Source organism: Paraburkholderia sp. 35.1 (assembly GCF_050436525.1).
Classification (GTDB): domain Bacteria; phylum Pseudomonadota; class Gammaproteobacteria; order Burkholderiales; family Burkholderiaceae; genus Paraburkholderia; species Paraburkholderia tuberum.
Window position 1 is genome coordinate 962,784 of record NZ_JBNDMJ010000001.1, and the last position, 20,649, is coordinate 983,432.

Below are 20,649 nucleotides of genomic sequence, written 5' to 3' on the forward strand. Positions count from 1 at the left end.
ATGTCGCGAGGACAGCGCTCGTGAAAAACCGCCGCAAGAATGGCGACCATTACTGGGTATGCGCGAACGTCACACCGGTGATTGAAAGCGGCAAGACCGTCGGCTATCTGAGCGTTCGTACCAAGCCTTCGCGCGACGAAGTGAAGATTGAAGCGTGAGTCGTCGCTTACGGTCGCTCGATGATCGTTCCCTTTCGGGGCGGACCGCTCGGATCGTAGTGGAGGTCTGGCGCATCACCGCCGGTTTTTTCCAGCGGCTCGATCTTTGCAGTCAACCTAGTTCGAACGAACTCACCCCGAACACGCGTTGCACGGGAATGGCTGGCGGGGCGCGAGTGTACATTCGCGCCGTTTCGAACGCGCTAACCATGCCGTAGCGTTCAGCGAGCGCTACGGCTGCCGTGTTGACCTCCGGCACGTCGAACGCGATGACTTCGCCTGCGACGCTCGCGACCAGTCCGTCGAACAGATCGTTGGCGATCCGTGCGTCGTCGGCAAAGAGCGGACCGATCTTGTAGCCGGTCCCGCAACGGCGCAGCACGCCGTACCCCCTTATCTGAGCATTGCGCACAGCCGCCAGGGCCAGCGCCTGTGGTTGCGCGATCCAGTCCGCCAGGAAGCGGGGACGGGCGGTCGAAAAACATGCGCTGTCGTAGGCAACCAGTTGCGCGAAGGGTACCTCCCGCGCGTTCGTCAGGTTTGGCGTCGACGCAGCTTGCACGACGCCCTGGAAGCGGATGTTGCGATAGGCGAGCTGGAAGCCGGATTTTTTATAGTTCTGCTGCTGGGCAACGACACCATCGAGGCCGATCGTACGATCTCCCAGATAGCGCATCGCGTGCTGCCAGGTGCGCAGACCGAAACCCCTGGCGCGAAACGCCGGCTTGACGATGTAGAGGCCAATGAAACCGAAGCGCTCATCGTAGGCGACCGCCGAGATACATGCCACCGGCTCCCCGCGCCAGGTACCGACGAAAAAGCCGTTGGGGTCCGCATTCCAGAAGCACCTCGCGTCGTCGAGGCCCGGATTCCACCCCTCTGCCGCAGCCCATTCGACCGCCAGATCGACCTCGCGGAACGCCATGTTGCGCACAAGGAAATCGTCACGATCATCCATGATCAAATGCATCAACTTGATTGGCTACAACGTCTACGCAGGTGTGAAGACGACAGCGCCCTGCTCGGCAACTTGCGCGAAGGTCCGAGCGAAGCGGTAGGCCTGTCCTTCAATGACCAATTGGTTCAATCCTGACCGCGTGGTCTCCAGAAGCGCGTGGACCAGCTTGTTCGGAATGGCCGCGCAGCTTGTCCAGTCCGCGTCTGGCTCGCCAGGATCACCAAGGTAGACTTCGCAATTTTCGCCTTGAGAGAGCACAAAAATCAGGCTCTTTCCTTTGTCTAGCGAAAGCTCCAGGTACTCTGAAAGCGTAGATGCGGGGTCACGAGAGGAAGAGTTCATAAGTGGCCTTTTGTGGGTCGGGCGTGGCATCCAAATAGGTAACAGGACATGGCACACCTCGAAGACGATCAGACCGGCAACTGGCCGGGCGCACCATCCAGAATGCGAAGCTTGTCGTCGATGTCGGGAAGCTGATGGCCAGCCGCGCGAAGCTCGTTCACAAGCCGATGCGCAGTTGCACAACACTGCGCAAGCGTCTCATGCAGTCGCGGTTCGCCCCGCAGACCGGTCACCACCTTTTCCAGCTCGGAGGGGGGCTCGCTTAGCAGGGCGGGAACCACCTCTTCCGCCGGGATCAGCGACCCGTGGCTCAAAAGCTGGGCCGTCCACTCGCATCCATACAGCAGCGTCCGTCGCTCAGCCCGTTTCGCTTCTTCCTGCTCCAGAGTCGCGAGACTGTGCCGGTTCTTGTGAATCGAAGCGCGCCAGGTCGCAAGTATGTCGGCGCGCAACGCTGCAATTGCGTTGCCGAGCGACGTGCTCTGTCCGCCAACGACGAGCCGGCGTTCGTCGAGCCTGTCGACGTGGTCCCGGTATCCTTCGAGGAAGGGCTGCCAGTTCAAGGGCAATTCGGTCGTCTCGGAGAACGACCGGCTGGTCTCATTGAGCTCGGTCCTGATGTCCTCGATGGCCCGAGCGTCGGCAAGCCGCGCCTCATAGACCTCGTGAGCCGTCACCATCTGGCGATGAAGGGCGAACAGGGGATTCTTGTGGCGGCGTTGCAGGTGTCGCTCGGCGGCGCCGGGATGAGCGCTCCATCTCCAGTTGGGCAGCGATTTCGCGTCGAAGTCGACCGCGTCTATCATGGGCCGGAATACCGCCAGCCCCTCTTCGGTTGCATGCTGAAAACAGTCGGCCAGTTTGAAGTCGTTGCCTTGCAGGTCGGTGCCTTCGTTCCCGGCATAAGGCGAGTCCGGTGCGAGCCTGAGGAAGGCAGTAGCGAGGAAAAACTCCATGGGTAGCTCGACGGACAGACCCTCCAGTCGGAAGGTGCGCTGTTGAGCGGAAAGGTCCTCGACAGAATGCGCGAGGCGGTTTTCGAGGTCGAGGAGCGAGTCGATCTTGTCGCCGGACGACGGTTGCATCGCGTCGGCGAGCAGGCACAAAGACTCACGCACCATTTTTGCCGCGATCGTGCCGTGCTTCTCGGCGAAAAGCCACAACCAGAGGGCAAGCTGATACCCCCGGACGCCGTTTCGCGCGAGCGTTTCGATTTCGGGCGCAAAAGTAATTCCAGGCGCGGCCCAGTTCGCAAACGGTGGCGAGTCGCTGCTCAGGTACATATCCAGAAGCTGCTTCAACGACTCATGCGTGCCGCTCGGCCAGCTTCGCGTCTCGTCGTACCGCTTCTCGGTCTTCCAAAGTTTCCAGGCCATCGTGAACCTCGCAAGAGTGTGCGGGATGCGGCTTGGTGAAGATACTTGCACACTCGGTCGGGGGCGTAAACCGGCGGTTGACCTTGTTGACCCGGAGAGGTTGTCGCGGTGCGATGGGGGTTTAAAGCGGGTCAAAACGCTATGAGGATGAATCGGCTTTTGGTCGATCAGTGCCGCCATAAGTCAGGCTTTCTCTGCCTGCTCGATCCTGGACTGGCGCGACCCGGAAGCGGTGTCCGGGCGCGTTCGAATCCCGCGGCTCGTGGTCGGTCGAGGTTTCGCTCACGCGCGGTTAGTACTAGGCTAGAAGCCGGATCGACGAAGACCGGCTGACGCGCGAACCATCCACGGTCGCGTTGGCCCGTGTTCGACGTGTTTTCATCGGCGTGTTGCCGCAATGGAGCGAGGTCCACCATGCAATTGTCCGCCGTCAAGGTCGTCAAGCCCGAAGCGACCAACTTCATTCTCGGGCAAAGCCACTTCATCAAATCTGTCGAGGATATTCACGAAGCGATGGTCGGCACGGTGCCCGGCATCAAGTTCGGTCTCGCGTTTTGCGAGGCTTCCGGCAAGCGCCTCGTGCGGCGCTCCGGCACCGACGAAAGCCTCGTCGAGATGGCATGCCAGAACGCAACCAACGTCGGCGCGGGCCATAGCTTCTTCGTGTTTCTGGGCGACGGCTTTTTCCCCGTCAACGTGCTGAACACGATCAAGGCCGTGCCGGAGGTCTGCCGCATCTTCTGCGCAACGGCGAATCCCGTCGAAGTGCTGATCGCTGAAACAGATCAGGGGCGAGGCATCGTCGGCGTGGTCGATGGTTTTTCGCCTGTCGGCACGGAAAGCGCGGAGGACATTCAATGGCGCAAGGATCTTTTGCGCACGATAGGCTACAAGTTGTAGCGGCTGCGCGTTCACCCGCTTTACGCGCGCCGCCACGCCTGCCGACATCCTATGGAACGACAACGACGCCTGATTCCGGGCACGCTGTGGCCCGCCATTGTGCGACAGACCGGACATGCGCTGAGCTGCGGCGCGCTGCGACCGATCGACACGCAACAGTCCGTGATCGACAGCGGCGGCATCCGCTTTCTCGTGCGTCGGGTGTCGAGCCTGACGCGCAAGGAACAGCAACGCGAGCAAGCGCGCAAGCTGCAGACGGCAAAGCACCCTCAGGCGAACCCATTTCTTCCCTATGAGCCGGATCTGTTCGTCGCCGACATCTCCGATACTCACCTCGCGTTGCTGAACAAGTTCAACGTGATCGATCATCATCTGCTGATCGTCACGCGCGAATTCGAACCGCAGGAAGCGCTGCTCGATCTTGCCGATTTCGAAGCGCTGCTCGCGTGCATGGCCGAATTCGACGGCATCGGCTTTTACAACGCCGGCACGCAGGCGGGCGCGAGCCAGCCGCACAAGCACCTGCAGATCGTGCCGCTGCCGCTCGGGGAAGCCGATCCGTCCGTGCCGGTCGAGCCCTTGCTCGGTGCGGAGGACGGCATGGCGGATCTGCCGTTCCGGCATGCGTTCGCACGCTTTCACGCCGATGATCTGGCTCGCGCGGATGCGCCGAAGCTGGCGCTTTCCCGCTATCGCACGCTGCTCGACGCGGCGGATATCGGCGCGCTCGAAATCGACCGTGCCTGCTGTCATGCGACGCCCTACAACCTGCTGGTCACGCGGCGCTGGATGTTGCTCGTGCCGAGATCGCAAGAGCGAGTCGAAGGCGTGTCGGTCAACGCGCTCGGCTTTGCGGGTTCGCTGTTCGTGCGCGATGCGGCTCAACTGGACGTGATCGAAAGGCTCGGCCCGATGACGGTATTGGAACGCGTCGCGCTGCCTGCGAATCCATAGCGGCCGCGCAACCCGATCGCGCAGCAGACTCACGCGACGAACTCAAGCTCCGTCCGACTGCAAATACCTGTGCGCGAAAGCAATCGCCATGCTGCCCTCGCCGACGGCCGAAGCGACGCGCTTCACAGGGCTCAGTCTCACGTCTCCACACGCGAACACGCCAGCCACGCTCGATTCGAGCAGATAAGGATCGCGCTGATGCGACCAGCGTCCGGCCTTGACGACGTCATCGCCGGTCAGAACGTAGCCGCGCACATCGCGCGCGATTTCGGGCGGCAGCCACTCCGTCTGCGCATCCGCTCCGATGAAGACGAACAGACCGCCGCAGTCGTGTCGGCTCACTGCGTCGCTCGTCGAATCGCGAACGGTGATGGCCGTCAGATGCGTATCGCCATGCGCGCCGACGACTTCCGAGCGCAGCCGCACCGCGACATTCGATTTGCCCGCTAGCTGTTCGACGAGATAGCGCGACATGCCCTTTTCGAGCGAATCGCCGCGCACGAGGAGCGTCACGCTGCGCGCATGATTGGCGAAGTACAACGCCGCCTGGCCGGCCGAATTGCCGCCGCCGATCAGATGGACATCGAGGCCGTGCGTCGCGCTCGCTTCGCTGCGCGCCGCGCCGTAGTAAATCCCCTTGCCGATCAAGCGGTCGAAGCCGTCGATCGCGAGCCGCCGCCACGCGACGCCCGTCGCGAGAATGATGGTTCGAGCGTGCACGGCGTCGCCGCCGTCGAGATGAATCCGCCGCGCCTGCACATCGATGCGCTCGACCGAGCGCGTCACGAGGATCTCCGCGCCGAGCCGCCGTGCCTGTTGCAGCGCGCGGCTCGCGAGTTCGTCGCCGGAAACGCCATTGGGAAAGCCGAGATAATTTTCGATGCGCGAGGACGTGCCCGCCTGTCCGCCCGGCGCCTCGCGCTCGAGCACCAGCGTGCGCAGACCTTCCGACGCGCCGTATACCGCGGCAGCCAGCCCCGCGGGGCCGCCGCCGATGATCGCCGTGTCGTATCCGGCCAGACGCGGCTGCGTCTGGAGGCCGAGCAGTCCCGCAAGCTCGCGGGTCGCGGGCCGCCTCAGCACTGTGCCGTCGACGAGGCGCAACGCGGGGCACTCGCCTTGCGTCGGACACGTGCCAGGCCAGCGCGCGGCCAATTCGGGCGCATCCGGCGCCAGCCAGTCGACGCTGATCTGATTGCGCGCGAGGAACTGACGCAGCAGCGTGCACGCATTGTCCCAACGGTTGCCGACGATCGTCACACGCGCCTTCGGCGGCTCGGCGGAAAGGCTTTGCAGCCCGCCGATGCGTTCGCGCGCGAGCGCGCCCATCTTGAACGCCACGTCGGGCGACGCCGCCGCGAGCGCATAGTATTGCGGCGCGTCGACCCGCATCACGCGCGAAGGCTCGGCCGCTCGATACGCGCCCGGAAACGGTGCGCTCAGCGCGAGCGGCACTTCGCCGAAGATCGTGCCGGGCAGACGCCAGCCCAAGGTTCGCTCGATGCCGTCGAACGTCTTGATGACTTCCATCTTGCCCGACAGCACGGCGTATAACGCGCGCTCGCCGCCTTCATGGACCGCGAACTCGCCCGCGCATAGATGCAGGTCGGCGCACGCGTGCACGAGGATTTCCAGTTCGCTGTCGGGGAGGGTCGAGAACAGCGGCACGGCGCGGATGTCGTCGATCGTCAGCATGGCTTGATTTTCCGTTCTGTCAGGCAGATGACGCAACGCGCGGTGCACCGGGTTTCAGAGGCGTCATGTCGGACGATTGGACTCGCGCAAACGGATGCGCAGACAAAGCGCGAAGTCGGCAACCGCACCGACCCAGTATAGGATTTTCAGATCGCGATGCAGACGATCAAGCCATGGGTGCGCTTCTGAAAGACCTAAGCTGGATGAACGGCCGCGATATGAATGCCGTATTTCGTCGCTGCCATGCAACCAGTACCGGTCGATCAGCGTGGAGGTGCGCAATGGTGTTGCGATGGGTGCGAATGATATGTCTGGCGACGTACGTGTGTGCCAGCGCGCAAGGATGTCTGGCCGCGGATTCGTCGGCAGCGCTCGCGGCTCCTGTCGCACCGCCGGTCGTCTATGTCTCCGATTTCGATCTCGACGCCGCGAACATCGCCCCTGACAGCGGGCCAGGCCACCGCGCGCGAGGCATCCTGGGCAATCTGGTGCCTGAGGGCCCGGTGCGTCAGCAGCAGGATCCGCAGGCGCGTGCGCGAGACATGGTTGCGCTGATGGCGCAATCTCTGACGGACGATCTGAAGAAGGCCGGAGTAGACGCGCGCCGCGTCACGCCGGGTGAACCGCTGCCCCACGACGGCTGGCAGGTGCGCGGCGTTTTTCTCAGTGTCGATGAGGGTAATCGGCTGCGTCGCGCGATGGTGGGTATGGGCGCGGGCCAAAGCCAGTTTCAGGTCGCGGTTTCCTGCGATAACCTGGCTACGCCGGAGTTACCGCCGCTCTATGAAACTGTTGAAGAGGGGGCGAGCAGGGATATGCCGGGCGCCGTGATCAAGCTCAACCCGTACGTGATCGCCGCGAAGGTCGTGCTGTCGGGCCGCGATGAAAAGACGGCGGTCAGGAAAAGCGCGCAGCAGATCGCTGACGAACTCGCGCGACGGCTTCAGACGGGTGCAAGGGAGGCCGGCAGCGCAGCCCCCGCCCGATAGGCGGCCGAAGCCGCCCGCTCAGCAGCCCGTCCGCTTGACGCGCTCGACCGCGAGGCCGAACACCGGACGCAGCTTCGTGCCGACCACGTTGCCGAAAAATGCCGAGACGAGCCACAGCCAGCCGTGCAGGCTGCCCGACACGATGCCGCTGAAGTACGCGCCGATATTGCAGCCGTACGCGAGGCGCGCGCCGTAGCCGAGAATCAGTCCGCCGACGATCGCCGCGATCAGCGAGCGCAGCGGCAGACGCCACACCGGCGCATAGCGGCCGGCCAGCGAAGCGGCAACCATCGCGCCGATCACGATGCCGATGTCCATGACCGACTTCGCGTCGTGGCTGATCGGTGCGGCAAGGGCGGCCGCGTTCGGGCCGGTGCTCCACACATGCCAGCTCGCGACGTCGACGCCCATCGCGGAGAACGCCTTCGCGCCCCACAGCGCGAACGCCGACGTGATGCCCCACGGATGGCCCGACAGCGCGAGCGTCACGAAGTTGAGGATCGCGAGCACGACGCCGCCGGTGAGGAGCGGCCACGGTCCATGCAGCCACGGCGATGCGTTCGGGGCGCGCTCCACGCCGCTGACGAGACGGCCGTGACGGCGCTTTTCGATCAGCACGGTCAGCGCGGCGATGGCCGCGAACACCACGAGGTTCAGCGCGATCGCCGGGCCGACGCCGAGCGTCTGCACGAGCGAGATCGGCGGCAGATGCGGCAGCGCGGACCAGAACGGCATGTGCGCGGTGCCGATCACCGAGCCGATGATGAACGCGATCAGCGTGACCACCATCCGTGTGCTGCCGCCGCCGACCGTATACAGCGTGCCGGAGGCGCAGCCGCCGCCGAGCTGCATGCCGATGCCGAACATGAACGCGCCGATCAGGACCGACGTGCCGACGGGCGACACTTCACCGACGACCGGATGACCGAATAGCGTGCCGGCGGAAAGCGCCGGGAAGAACAGCAGCACGCCGATCGCGAGCATCAGCATCTGCGCGCGCAGGCCGGCGCCGCGGCCGTCGGCGATGAACACGCGCCATGCGGACGTGAAGCCGAACGCGGCGTGATAGAGCGTGACGCCGAGCAGCGCGCCGAGGACGTACAGCGCGGCCTGTTTCACGCTGACGGTCTGCGCGAGATAGATCGCGCCGAGCACGACCAGCGCGAACGCGACGGAAAGCGGCTTCGGATTGATGTTGACGAGACGGCGGGGCGCGCCGAACGGCGTGGAGAGATCGGACATGGAGAGCGGGGCGGGCACGCTTGTCGCGCGAGGGCGGCACGCCTATGAAACGGCGGTCGCTGCGCGGGAGGAGGGCCGCGAATAATCGTTTTTGGGAAAGCTCGCGAGTATACCGAAATGTCGCGTTGCGGCTGTTGCCCAGCAAGGTTCGCGCTGCTCGATCGCAAATACGGGTGCGGGCGGTGCCGCCAGGCTGCAAGGCCCGCCGCACGGGCGCTTGACGATGGTCGACCGCGCTTGAAACCAGTGACTTAATAACCTCCCGTAATAAAGGTATTTCAAACTTGCATTGAAATCGTTATCAAGATGGAAGGCGACGGTAATCCCGTCCCGGTCGCGCAACAACATTTCGGGCCGAAATATCGACCAAATCAGCCACGGTCGTTAAGTGGCGACGAGACGAACTGCTAATCTTCATACGCGGCGACTCACGCGTTTCCGGTCGGCTCCACGGGTCGTTGGCAGCCGTTTCGCGCGAGCGTGGAAGGGGGATGTATGAGCACTCGAAGGCCATCTCTGCTGCGGCGACGTCCATCGCAACGCGGTCATGCAAGCGTGCGAATTTCATTTGCCATCGTCATTTCGCTGACCGGACTTTCCACGACGCACGTCGCGTACGCGGCCGGTACCGTGCCGCAAGGCGGGCATTTCGTCGCCGGCTCGGGAAGCATCACTCAGAACGATGCCGGCATGAGCATCACGCAAGCGGGCTCGCGCGGCATCATCGAATGGAACAGTTTTTCGATCGGATCGTGCCGCACGGTGTCGATCAACAACGGCACGGGCGCGACACTCAATCGCGTGACGGGTAACGATGTGTCGGCGATCTACGGCACGCTGAAGGGCACCGGCAGCATCTACCTCGTCAATCCGCATGGCGTGCTCATCGGGCCAGGCGGCGTGGTGTCGACGGGAGGGCGTTTCGTCGCGTCGACGCTCGACGTCCCCAACGACGTCTTTCTCAACCCGCCCGGGTTCGGTGGCTCGGCTTACACAGGCAGTTCCACGGCGGATGTAGTCAATCTCGGCAAGATCAGTTCGTCGGGTGGGGACGTGTTCCTGATATCGGCCAGCAAGGTCACGAACGCAGGGACGATCGATGCGCCGAACGGCAATGCCGAACTCGTCGCAGGCCGTCAGGTCCGGCTCTTCGACGGCAACTTTCAACAAGTCTTCGTGGAGGTGGGAAGCGGCGGCACGGTGACGAACTCAGGCACGGTACGGGCGGCGATCATCAACGTGCAGGCGGCCGACGGCAATATCTTCGCGCTCGCGGGTCATTCGGGCGCCCTGCGCGCCACCGGCACCGCGACGCGCGACGGCCACGTCTGGCTCGTCGCGAACACCACCGTCAACGGGGTCGTCGTCAACTCCGGCAACGTCGATGCGCGCGGGGCGCAGATCAGCGCGCGTAACGCGGACGGCAGCGGCGGCACGCTTGACATGTCCGGCAAGGACGTCAAGGTCGGCGGCGCGGAGGTGCGGGCGAAAGCATGGAACATCACCACGGGGGACTTCACCGCGGACGTCCCGACCGCCAACACGCTCGGCGCAAGTCTGAGCAACGGCGCGTCCATCTCCGTGCTCGCGAACGGCGCGGACGGCAAGCTCGGGGCGACCGGCGAGGGAGACATCGCGATCGAAGCGAGCGTGCGCTGGCGCGGAGCCTCCTCCCTGACGCTCGACGCGGCGCACTCGCTGACGATCGCACCGCAGGCGACCATCGCCAATAGGGGCACAGGCTCGCTCACGCTGTCCGCCGACACCTATGGTTTCGACAACGGCGGCAGTCTGACCAACCAGGGCACGGTCGACTGGTCGCGAAGCATGGGCATCGTCACCGGCCTGTACGACATGAACGGCAGCTACACGCCCGGCACGGTGTACACCAACGTATCGTGGCACCCCGCGCCGTTTACTGGGCTCGTCACGCAGTTCACGGCCTATCAGCTCGTCAACTCCATGACGGACCTGAGCGCGGTGAATAACAACCTCTCCGGCAACTATGCGTTGGGCAGCAGGGGGCTGGAATTCGCGGGTGCGCCGGAGTTCGGAGGCATCGGCACCGCCGCGAATCCGTTCACCGGTCAGTTCGACGGCATGGGGCATCTCCCCGCGGATCTGCGTCTCTCAAGCACGGCCGATACCGGACTCTTCGGCGTGATCGGCAAAAGCGGCGTCGTGCGCAATTTCACGCTCGCGGAAGGCACCGCGACGTCCTCGGGAGAAACGGTCGGCTTGCTGGCCGGCATCAACTACGGATACATGGTGAACGTCGGCGCAACGGGCGCCATCGGTGCCCCGGGCAACACGAGCACAGTGGCCGGCGGTCTGGTCGGCGAGAACTTTGGGCGCATCGAGCGCTCGTGGGCGGGCGTAAACATCATCGGCGTGGGTCAGATCGGTGGGCTGGTCGGGCTCAACGATGGCCGCATCGATCAGTCTTTCGCGATCGCCCCCGCATCGGGTGGTGCGCAAAGCACGGTCGGCGGACTCGTCGGCACGAACCATGGCGCCATCACCCGATCGTATGCCTACGAATTCCTGAACGGCGGCGCGACTGTCGGCGGACTTGTCGGCAGCAATACGGGCTTCATCCGCCAGTCGTATGCCGCGTCCAGGCTCACGGCGGGCGCGAACTCGACGGAGGGCGGTATCGCGGGCACCAACAGCGGCCGGATCGCGGCGAACGTGTTCTGGAACAGCCAATCGTCGGGGGCGGCGGCGGGTGTCGGTTCGGGCACGGCGGTGGCCAGTTCGAGCGGACTCACGGACATCCAGTTGCTCGAGCCGGCGAGCTTCGGTCCGACGTGGGATTTCAGCGCGAACGGCACGTGGGTCGCGGGATATCCGGGGCCTCAGTTGCGCTGGCTGGCAGGGCACTGACATCGAGGGTCCGACAGAACCCGGCGCGGGCGCACTCGGCCTTCGGTGCCGCGATCACGATGCAAGCCGGATTCAGCGGTTTGACGACTGTTCGCGCAGGTAGGCCTGCGCTTCCGCCTCCGTCTCATAGACATAAGGTGACAGCCCGCGCCGCGTAAGGGCGCCACCCAGCTTGGCGCGCATGAAAGCGCTGGTAGTGAAGCGCGTTACGCCGACATAGTAGCGCTGCACCATATCCTCGACCATTTCGACGTACGCGTCCTCCAGCGCGGGGTCCAACACGAAACCCTCGTAGTTCACCACTGCATAAACCTTGTGGTCCAGTGGTTCGCAGACGCGGCATACCTGAGCCCGGATCGCCGCGATGTCGTCGGGACGCTTCACCTCGAGGCGCGCGAAATTGAGAAACATGATGTTCTTGTCGTCGTCGTAGATGAAGCGCGCTTCCAGCGGCAGTCGCAAAACATTCGAGCGCAGGCCCATCGGTTCAGGCAGGAAAATCCGCTCGTCCATCTGCGTCGGCGAACGCAGGATCGGTGCGAAGTCCATCCTGGCCAGAATATCGCGCTCCAGATCGACGCCCGGTGCAATCTCGATGAGTTCCATGCCCTCGGCGCCCAGCTCGAACACGCAACGCTCGGTGATGTAGAGGACCGGCTTGCCCATTGCCGCCGCATACGGGCCAGAGAACGTGCGATGCTCGACTTCCTCGATGAATTTCCTGGCCGTGCCGTCACGGTGGATATGCAGCTTGCCGTCGACGACCGAAATCTGGCTGTGGCCCGCCATGAAAGTGCCGACGAACACGACTTTCCTGGCATTCTGGCTAATGTTGATGAAGCCTCCGGCGCCGGGCAGGCGCGGCCCGAATCTCGACACATTGAGGTTTCCCATGCGATCGGCCTGGGCGAGGCCAAGAAAGGCGACGTCGAGCCCGCCGCCGTCATAGAAATCGAACTGGGCGGGCTGATCGATGATCGCCTGCGCATTGGTCGCCGCGCCGAAGTTCAAGCCTCCCGCCGGAATGCCGCCGATGACGCCGGGCTCGGTGGTCAGCGTCATCAGGTCGAGGATCCTTTCCTCGTTGGCGACGCTGGCGATGCCTTCGGGCATGCCGATCCCGAGATTCACCACGCTGTTTGGCTGGAGTTCCATTGCCGCGCGTCGCGCGACCACCTTGCGCTCACTCATCGGCATCGGCGCCACACTGCTCGCGGGGACCCGGATTTCGCCGGCGTACGCCGGACTGTATGGTGTGGCAAAGGTCTGCTGGTGGTTCTCGGGCGGCGCCAGCACGACGCAATCGACCAGCACGCCGGGGATCTTGACCTGTCGCGGATTGAGCGAGCCGCTTTCGGCGATGCGCTCCACCTGCACGATCACGAGGCCGCGGCAGTTGTGCGCGGCCATGGCGATCGCGAGAGCCTCCAGTGTCAGGGCTTCGCGCTCCATCGTCACATTGCCTTCCGGGTCGGCAGTGGTGCCGCGCACGATCGCGACGTTGATCGGGAAGGCCTTGTAGAACAGATATTCCTCGTCGCCGATCCGCATCAACTCGACCAGATTCTCGGTGGTGCGCTCGTTCAGTTTGCCACCACCGAAGCGCGGATCGACGAAGGTGCCGAGGCCGACCCGGGAGAGATGGCCTGGCTTGCCGGCCGCAATGTCGCGAAACAGGTGGCTGATCACGCCCTGCGGCAGGTTATACGCCTCGATCTGGTTATCCACCGCAAGCTGCTGTAGCTTCGGCACGAGGCCCCAGTGTCCGCCGATGACGCGCTTGACGAGTCCCGGCGTCGCCAGGTGGTTCAGTCCGCGTTCCTTGCCGTCTCCCTGGCCGGCCGCATAGACTAGCGTGAGGTTGGCGGGCTTTGGGAGGGTGACTAACGTATCCTCGTCATGCGCCGTACAGAGTTCCTCGATGGCAATGGCGATGTCTTCGGCGAAGCCGATGCCGACGAAGCCACCCGTCGCGACCGTATCGCCGTCGCGGATCAGGCGCACGGCATCGCGCGCCGACGCCACTTTGCCGGACGAACGGGAAAGGATGGCCGGTGAAAGCGCCCCCGCGGTTGATTGCGTGCTCACGTTTCACCTCGCCTGATTCGAGCGCGACTTTCTAATAGGCGCCACCGGTATCAATGGTCAGATGGAGCATGTCGTCCTCGAGAATCCTGATGAAATGCTCGTCCTCCTGCAGGAGTTCCTCCAGCACGTCACTGTCGGAAAGCACGCCGATGACGCGCCCGGATTCGATCACAGGCAGGTGCCGGATCCGCCGGGTATGCATCGACGCGAGGCATTGATCGCAGGTATGCTCGGGCGTCACATAAAGCACCTGGGTGGTCATGATGTCGCCAACCCTGGTGTTCGCGGCGTTGCGGCCAAGCACCTCGACCTTGCGGGCGTAGTCGCGCTGAGACAGCACGCCAACCAGATTGCTGCCCTGCAGCACCAGCACCGTCGTCACGTCCTTGTCGGCCATCAACTGCAACGCGTTCAGCACCGTGTCGTCGGGGCCCACTGAGATAACCTCCCGAGGGTTCCCGGACAGAATTTGCCGTGCTGTCTTTCTCTCCTTTTTCATGACCGCCTCCAGACAGAAAGGGGAGCATGTACGGACTACGCTTGATCAAAGCGAAATCAAAGCGAAATCGGAATACGATCGTCCAGACCCAGCCAAGGCTGGCGATCTTTTCTTATTCGTTGAATTGCAGTGTAGATCGCTTGACCTGAGTCGAACGAACATTTTCCGTTCCGGCGCTACGCCACTCGGTGAGTCGAAGCGACGAGGCACCTGCCGCACGAGCGCGCCTTGCCCATTCGCAAGCGTCCGGCGCTAACTGTCGCCTCACCACCGCAGTCGCACCGGCAAACCCACAATCCATCGCCAGCGTACCGCTCGGTCGTCAGCTGGCCGAAAACCTCGCCGCTCTTCAGCGCAGGTGAGCCCGGTCGCGACCGCCACACGCTACGCTGCTCACGGCAGCCGCAATCACGCACTGCACCGCTCTCTACCGTCTTCAGGGCGGAAGTCACATGGCCGCCGCATCGGCATCGCCAGAGCCACACGTCTGCGCCGCAATATTGAAGCGCGACGAGATCGCCAAAGGCGCGACCAGTGACATCGCGACTTGGCGGAAAGGGCCATCGAGGCTCCAAGGGGCGGCGGGTACGTTTGTTCACAGCAAGCAAAATGGGGTGCGGCGTCGCGTTCTCAAGCATACCTGCGCCTTTGATTCGGCGCGGGTCGACGCTTCGATCAGTTTATTGCCGTTGTGTGGTATTGCTCACACTTTGTTGCAATTTGCTGCAGGCGGCTTGAGTGGCCGCCCGGCAAGGCTTAGCGGCTCGCGGCGAAACGTGGATACGGTTCCGCTTCCCACGCCAGGGTGAAGATTTCAAACGCTGAACCGTTAAAGGACTCAACCAGTGGGGAACACACACCATGAAGATTGAATCCAGCAATTTTCCGCTCGCGGCTTCGCAGAACGGTCCGCAACGCGCAACGATCAACAGCGATGCGAAGGATGCCGTCGAGTCCGCGCACCAGGTCAGCGCTGCCGCCGCGCAGAATTCGACGGTTAATCTCTCATCAGTGTCCGCGATGCACACGTCCAGCGATTCGGATATCGACACGGCGAAGGTCGAGTCGGTCAAGGCCGCCCTGCGTGACGGCAGCTACAAGGTCGATTCCGGAAAGATCGCCGACGGCATGCTAAGCACCGCGCGCGACGTGCTGCAAACGACTACTCGCTGACCGGCGGCTGAACGTAGCAACACCGACGGCGGATAAGCGACGCAGGCGCCAGCGCTGACAGCCGTGAAGGCGAGCCATTGGCTTCGTTGTCGGTCCGCGTTCGGGGTGGCGGCACGCCTCAAAGCAGTCCATGAAGACTCGCACGGCGTGATTGGCCGGCCGGGGGCCGGCCCGCCATGCTTACTGGACGCCCTTTTTCGCTTCGTCGCGCCAGTAGTGTTGCTGGTTCCACCCAAGAAGGCGCTTGAGCTTCTCGTTGCTGAGCAGGGTCTCGAACTCGCCGAGTTGCTTTTTGAGCGGCACGCCGGGGTAGTAGCGTCGGAGCAGTTCCGCGGTAGGTACGTCGGACGACACGTCGTCGGCCGCGACATTCATGACCTGAAAGCCGAGGCCATCCTTTTCGATGGCAAGCCGGCACGCGTTCGCGAGATCGCGCCCGTCGATATAGCTCCACGCAATCCTCTTGCGCAGTGCTGGATCCTTGAGCCACGCCGGAAACTTCGCGTAGTCGTTGGGTTCGAGCACGTTGCCAATACGAAAGCAGTAAATGTCAGAGCCGGTGCGCGCGTGGAACGCCTTCGCTGTCACTTCGTTGATCACCTTCGACGTCGCGTAGCTGTCCATCGGGTTCACCGGGTATTCCTCGTCGAGCGGGAAGTACTCTGGACTGCGATCCCGGTGCGCGAACACCATACCGTATGTGGTTTCGCTCGATGCCACGATCACCTTGCGGATGCCAAGCTTCGACGCTGCGTCGAGGATGTTGTACGTGCCCATCACGTTGATCCGGTAGACCTCGTTGTCGGGCGTGATCATGATACGAGGGATCGCCGCAAAATGCACAATCGCGTCGATCGGCTTTGGTTCGAGGTCGTCGGCGAATTCTCCCGGCGCGGTGCTCGATGCCAGCGCATTGAATACCTGGCCCGCATCGGTGATGTCCGTAATCAACGTGCGCGCCGTGCGCGCCGCCATCGGCACGCGGTCAAGATTCATCACCTCGTAGCCGTGCTCGACCAGGTTCTGGACTACCCATTTTCCGGCCAGGCCGCTGCCGCCGGTCACGATCACTCGCTTCGTCATGTGCTCCTCTTCTCCTGTTTTCCTACATGTTTTAGCGCTTTCCCGCGCGTGTCGCGCGGCCTCATTCCATCATAGGATCGTTGCGCTCCGTGTCCTTGATTCGGCAGTAACAGTTCTGATGTTGAGTCGTGCGGCTCCAACTGGCCGGCCTCCGCCCGATGCGGCCGGCTGGAGACGACGTTCAGGCGTTGATCCAGGCTCGCGCCTGTTCCAGCTCGTTGACGAGGAACGCCTTGATTTCAGCCTTCGAGAAGAACCGGGCCAAATGCATCGAGGCGCGAATCCAGCCCGCGTCGGCCACCACGGCGGCGCGCGTGACCTTGCGGGCGACGGAGACGCCGAGCGTCAGGTCGGTCCATAGCGCCTTCGGCTCGATGCCGCTGAAATGCTCGATGCGTTCGAGCACGCGGGTCTTACCGTTCAGTTCAAGATCACCACGCATGCGCTCGATGGCTTCGCGCAGTTCGTGGTCGGTGATTTTGCCTTCGACGGATATTTCGATGACCGACGAATCGGGGACGGTGTGATACAGGATCATGGCAGGATCTCTAGCCAGAGAGACGTTACACGCTCAGGTACGGATGAGCTTGGCGTTCGACGGCGTACTCATGGTACCTCTTTCCACTCGCTCGGTTAGGTTACGAGCCGATCTTCCCCTGAGAGGCAGTCGAGGCCATCACGCTTGCGCCTTGCCGACAGGTTGACCTCACCCTCGGTCGCATGGACCTCGTCGAAGCAGCCCAGGCGATCTGCGATGGCCTGCGCATAACGCTAGTGCGTGGCGTTGCAAGCACGAGCGCACGGCCGGCCGCGAGCCGCGCCTTCGGCCCGCTTTGCCACCATGCAGCAGCCAGACCAGCAGTTGCCAGCAGCGCAGCGGCGAGGCTTTCAGATAGGCCTACACGCACTCGATCAGAACGTCGGAGCGCACCAGCGTGCCGTCGAGATCGACGACGAGCGGCCGGCCGCGGTACGGCATGATGGGCGCGTGGCTCACGACTGCGGCACGATCACGAACAGTTGGTAGGGACGCGCAGGCAGCTCCCGTCCCCATGCGGTCTTGCTCACCTCGAGCGCAATCGGCGCTGCATGGCTTAGCGACGATGCCGTCGCGATGCAGCCCGAGTCGTCGCCACGGCACACAATCAGCGAGCCCTGGCGCGCGAAATCGGCGGATGTGAGCCAGGGCGTTGCCGCCGGCCAGTCGAGATCCCAGAAGCGGGCGCGGTCGCCGTCATAGAACACCATCGAAGCGGCCTCATGCGTCGAGCCCGCCACGATCGACAGCGGCTGGCTGGTGCGTTCGTACCACACCGCCTGCGCGGCTGCCGCGAGTTCCGCGCGCGGCTCGGCCGCGTCGTCGGAATTGCGCCGCGCCCCTGTGTAGCCGACCACTGCCGATACCGCGAGCACCAGCGCCCAGTACACCGCCATGACGCGTATGGCACGCTGCGGCGCGAACTCGAAGCGGGCTTGCACGAGCACGGCAAGCCAGAGCGGCACCATTGCGAACCACTGCGCCATGCCCCAGACCGAGGCCATCTGCGTCTTGCCGATCACGGACAGCAGGCCCACCGCGAACAGTGGCCCCAGCGCGAGCCACCAGAGATCCGGGTACGACGCGCTCCGAACAACGCTCAGCGCCATGAGCCGCGCAGCCCCGCGCGTGCGCACCATCAACAGCACGAAAACGAAACTGAGCGCGAGATAGCCGATCTGCGCGAGCGTGTAGATGCCAAAGCGCCCGACCGCGGCGAGAAGCGTGCCGCCGGTGCGTTGCGCGGCATACTCGAGCGTCGGGAAATGATTAACCATCATCCAGTGTACGTGCGGGGCCAGCACGGCGACTCCCGCCGCCACCGCGAGCAGCGAATCGACGCTGACGAGGCGCGCACGCCATGCGGGACGCGCGAGCAATGCCAGCAACAGCCCGAGCAGCAGCACGATCGTGAAGTACTTGCCCAGCACGGCAAGCGCCGCGCACGCCCCGAGACCGAGCGCCGCGCCGCTGCGCGCGAGGCGGCTGCCCGGCTGCGCGTAGCGGACGAAAAAGTAGGCGGTCCACGGCCAGACCGACAGCAGGATCGAGTTCGGATTGAATTTGATGGCGAGATTCGAGTAAAGCGGCGAGACCGCCATCGCAAGCCCGGCGATGATCGCGATCTGGCGCGGCACGAAGCGCCCGGCGAGCGCGACGATCCCGGCCAGGCCGACCAGCACGTTCACCGCCGACAGCGCGAAATAGGCGAGATCGGTGTGCGGGAACACGCTGAACCAGGCCGCTGCGACCCACGACGAAAGCGGCGGGTGCTTCGCGTAACCGGCCTGCCACTCGATGCCCCAGACATAGGTCTCGACCATGTCGCCCTGGATGTCGAGATTGCCGCGCGCGAGCCAGGCGGCCAGCGTCCAGACCAGCGCGTGGAAGGGGAGCAGCCAGTCCAGTGATGCGATGCGCGCGGCGGCAGGTTTATCGGAGGCTGAGGCGAGCGACGTGGGATTCGAAAGCTGGGTCGCCATTGAGCTTTTGGGTCTGTGTGCCGCCGTACCGGGCAGCGTTTTTGGCCCGGCATTGTAATATGAGCTTACGTAGGGAGAGAGCGATCCTGACAGACTGCCCGGCAACCCATGGCGCCCGATCAAATCAAAAAGGCCTTGATGAAGGACGTTCGCGGCGACAATTGACCCGTGTGGTCAAGCCGAAGATTCGATTCTCTTGACGCGGCGCTCAACTCGGCCGCAATTGCAGATGCGCTTGAGGAAGCCTGGCTAAGATGCAAAAGTCGAGACCTGGTGTGACGGTCACCGTCAGATCCTACTGTTGCGCTTTTACGGTAACGATCTTTCCGTCACAAAGCAGTTCAGAGCCTTTAATGTCGATCAAATGTTGTGTGGCATTATGACTTAAATGGTCGGTCAGGTAATAAGAGACCCCATTGTCGTTGTGCAGTGATTTCCATCTTGAGTTGTAATTCCAGCTCGTCTCGTTTAAATCTCGATCGATCTGTATCAAGTTAAAAACTCTATTTGTTCCTTCGAATACGATCTTCGCCGGCCAATACTCTGCATAAACCGTGCTGCCACTTATCCCTTGGCGAGACAGGCAATCAATTTCTCGCTGAAAGTTTTCGTTTTGCGGGATCTTCGGCGCTGCCACGAGCGCGACCAGAAATATTATCGACGTCAGGGCAACGACATTTTTAATCTTAATTGAGCGATCTATCAGATCATGAAACATCCAGGCAGAAATTATGTAGGTTATTGATAGATAGCGAAATTCATATGTGTTATGAATCAATCCGGCGGCACAGACCACGGCGATCGAAAAAATGGCGGCTATGCACAGTGATTTGCTATATTTGAACGATTTTGTTTTTATAAAAATAGAAATCATGAAAAACAAAATTATGGCAATATGAAATACATTTCTAAGTTTATCCGCATAATCCTCGGTCGCGGAATTTTTAGCCTGAATGGCCAGCGAGGAATTAATTTCAAGCGAGACAACAAAGATAAATATTGCCAAAGCGGAGAAGGCCACAGTAAAGGCGAGAAATTTTTTTCTCTCGCCGAATATGGCCTCTGATGCCAACAGTGCTCCAAACCAGAGAACGAAATAAAGATCTGATATGCCCAGCAAAAAAACCACGATTACCAAGGCGGCACTGTTCAGGACGGTGAGCTTGAAATGGCTTTTTACGTAGAAATATAGAATTACGGCTAGCACCGCTGCGAAGCCGTGATGTTCGAAGCTAAAGGCCGTTTCAATCAGAAAATAAAAGTCTTTTCCGATCACCAGCAGGCCGCTCACCGCGATAGCGATTAACGATATCGTTAGATTTGTGTATGTTTGGGCGAAAGGGCGTTCCTTCGATGTTAGAAGGCTGCATGCAAATACAAATATCAGTACTTGAACGGGCGCCGTCACCAGATGAAAAAAATACGGAGTTCGAGCGAGGATTTCAAATGGTATTGATAGCAATATATCTGGAAAAAACGATGGCGCACCGGGGTAAGTCCATCCTCTCAGGCTGCCAAACTCAATAAGATCTTTCGCTTGGGAGAATGACACGACATCGTCGGCGTTTATTTCCTTTCTAAGAGAAACTATCCATATAGAAAACAAAACTAAACATACGGTGGATGCGAATATTTTCATTGCATCCGTTCTATTCTTCGAGTTCATCTTGCGATTCTATATAGGTTTTTTTTGCGTCAATCAGGAAATCGGCGTTTACGTTGCCGATGGCATTCGCCGTGCCAGCGTTTTCATGCTGCCGCGTTTCCGCCTGCGCTTAATTCCGTC

Annotated in this window: 17 protein-coding genes and 1 pseudogene; 6 read left to right on the forward strand and 12 right to left on the reverse strand. The window is 62.2% G+C overall.

Annotated features, from left to right (window positions below):
• Positions 1-20: 20 nt before the first annotated feature.
• Positions 21-158 carry a hypothetical protein gene (locus tag OKW27_RS04670; RefSeq protein WP_167368780.1) on the forward strand — a complete coding sequence of 46 codons (138 nt, stop codon included), beginning with the start codon at positions 21-23 and terminating at the stop codon, positions 156-158.
• A 112-nt stretch (positions 159-270) separates the two neighbouring features.
• Here OKW27_RS04670 and OKW27_RS04675 read toward each other — a convergent pair whose 3' ends face one another.
• From OKW27_RS04675 to OKW27_RS04685, 3 genes are all read right to left on the reverse strand, one after another.
• Positions 271-1,116: a GNAT family N-acetyltransferase gene (locus tag OKW27_RS04675; RefSeq protein WP_090811858.1), complete on the reverse strand. Its 846-nt coding sequence runs from the start codon at positions 1,114-1,116 to the stop codon at positions 271-273.
• A 33-nt stretch (positions 1,117-1,149) separates the two neighbouring features.
• Positions 1,150-1,458, reverse strand: coding sequence for a hypothetical protein (locus OKW27_RS04680; protein ID WP_429332693.1), 309 nt, complete (start codon positions 1,456-1,458; stop codon positions 1,150-1,152).
• Between the two features lie 68 nt (positions 1,459-1,526).
• Complete coding sequence (locus OKW27_RS04685; RefSeq protein ID WP_429332694.1) at positions 1,527-2,834, reverse strand: tryptophan leader peptide; 1,308 nt, start codon at positions 2,832-2,834, stop codon at positions 1,527-1,529.
• Between the two features lie 414 nt (positions 2,835-3,248).
• Between OKW27_RS04685 and OKW27_RS04690 the strand changes: the two genes are divergently transcribed.
• Both OKW27_RS04690 and OKW27_RS04695 read left to right on the forward strand, forming a co-directional pair.
• Positions 3,249-3,734: an adenosine-specific kinase gene (locus OKW27_RS04690; RefSeq protein ID WP_018422486.1), complete on the forward strand. Its 486-nt coding sequence runs from the start codon at positions 3,249-3,251 to the stop codon at positions 3,732-3,734.
• 51 nt (positions 3,735-3,785) lie between these two features.
• A complete protein-coding gene (locus tag OKW27_RS04695; RefSeq protein ID WP_429332695.1) occupies positions 3,786-4,688 on the forward strand; it encodes an ATP adenylyltransferase family protein in 903 nt (300 codons plus the stop codon).
• Positions 4,689-4,730: 42 nt separating this feature from the next.
• Here the strand turns inward: OKW27_RS04695 and OKW27_RS04700 are convergent, their stop codons facing one another.
• Positions 4,731-6,383 carry an FAD-dependent oxidoreductase gene (locus OKW27_RS04700; RefSeq protein ID WP_429332696.1) on the reverse strand — a complete coding sequence of 551 codons (1,653 nt, stop codon included), beginning with the start codon at positions 6,381-6,383 and terminating at the stop codon, positions 4,731-4,733.
• A 173-nt stretch (positions 6,384-6,556) separates the two neighbouring features.
• On the opposite strand from OKW27_RS04700, the gene OKW27_RS04705 reads away from it, so the two are divergent.
• The gene (locus tag OKW27_RS04705) at positions 6,557-7,372 is read left to right on the forward strand and encodes a DUF4410 domain-containing protein (protein WP_429332697.1); all 816 of its coding nucleotides are present in this window, start codon (positions 6,557-6,559) and stop codon (positions 7,370-7,372) included.
• An 18-nt stretch (positions 7,373-7,390) separates the two neighbouring features.
• On the opposite strand, the gene OKW27_RS04710 is transcribed toward OKW27_RS04705, so the two are convergent.
• Positions 7,391-8,614: a YeeE/YedE family protein gene (locus OKW27_RS04710; RefSeq protein ID WP_429332698.1), complete on the reverse strand. Its 1,224-nt coding sequence runs from the start codon at positions 8,612-8,614 to the stop codon at positions 7,391-7,393.
• 555 nt (positions 8,615-9,169) lie between these two features.
• On the opposite strand from OKW27_RS04710, the gene OKW27_RS04715 reads away from it, so the two are divergent.
• Positions 9,170-11,500, forward strand: coding sequence for a filamentous hemagglutinin N-terminal domain-containing protein (locus OKW27_RS04715; protein ID WP_429332699.1), 2,331 nt, complete (start codon positions 9,170-9,172; stop codon positions 11,498-11,500).
• A 72-nt stretch (positions 11,501-11,572) separates the two neighbouring features.
• Here the strand turns inward: OKW27_RS04715 and OKW27_RS04720 are convergent, their stop codons facing one another.
• Both OKW27_RS04720 and OKW27_RS04725 read right to left on the reverse strand, forming a co-directional pair.
• On the reverse strand, positions 11,573-13,588 hold the full coding sequence (locus OKW27_RS04720) for an acyl CoA:acetate/3-ketoacid CoA transferase (protein WP_187613397.1): 2,016 nt from the start codon (positions 13,586-13,588) through the stop codon (positions 11,573-11,575).
• A 31-nt stretch (positions 13,589-13,619) separates the two neighbouring features.
• Entirely contained in the window at positions 13,620-14,087 is a 468-nt protein-coding gene (locus OKW27_RS04725; RefSeq protein ID WP_184005654.1) for a CBS domain-containing protein, read from the reverse strand.
• Positions 14,088-14,948: 861 nt separating this feature from the next.
• Here OKW27_RS04725 and flgM point away from each other — a divergent pair.
• Entirely contained in the window at positions 14,949-15,260 is a 312-nt protein-coding gene (gene flgM / locus OKW27_RS04730; protein WP_429332700.1) for a flagellar biosynthesis anti-sigma factor FlgM, read from the forward strand.
• A gap of 180 nt (positions 15,261-15,440) precedes the next feature.
• On the opposite strand, the gene OKW27_RS04735 is transcribed toward flgM, so the two are convergent.
• The 5 genes and pseudogenes from OKW27_RS04735 to OKW27_RS04755 all read right to left on the reverse strand — a co-directional run bounded on the left by OKW27_RS04735 (position 15,441) and on the right by OKW27_RS04755 (position 20,415).
• On the reverse strand, positions 15,441-16,343 hold the full coding sequence (locus OKW27_RS04735; protein WP_429332701.1) for an NAD-dependent epimerase/dehydratase family protein: 903 nt from the start codon (positions 16,341-16,343) through the stop codon (positions 15,441-15,443).
• A 181-nt stretch (positions 16,344-16,524) separates the two neighbouring features.
• Positions 16,525-16,881, reverse strand: a complete 357-nt coding sequence (locus OKW27_RS04740) for an STAS/SEC14 domain-containing protein (RefSeq protein ID WP_429332702.1) — start codon at positions 16,879-16,881, stop codon at positions 16,525-16,527.
• A 113-nt stretch (positions 16,882-16,994) separates the two neighbouring features.
• Positions 16,995-17,322 (reverse strand): annotated as a pseudogene (locus OKW27_RS04745) (UbiA family prenyltransferase); the annotation flags it as partial.
• A 14-nt stretch (positions 17,323-17,336) separates the two neighbouring features.
• Complete coding sequence (locus OKW27_RS04750; RefSeq protein ID WP_429332703.1) at positions 17,337-18,863, reverse strand: glycosyltransferase family 39 protein; 1,527 nt, start codon at positions 18,861-18,863, stop codon at positions 17,337-17,339.
• Between the two features lie 295 nt (positions 18,864-19,158).
• Entirely contained in the window at positions 19,159-20,415 is a 1,257-nt protein-coding gene (locus OKW27_RS04755; RefSeq protein ID WP_429332704.1) for a hypothetical protein, read from the reverse strand.
• Positions 20,416-20,649: the final 234 nt, after the last annotated feature.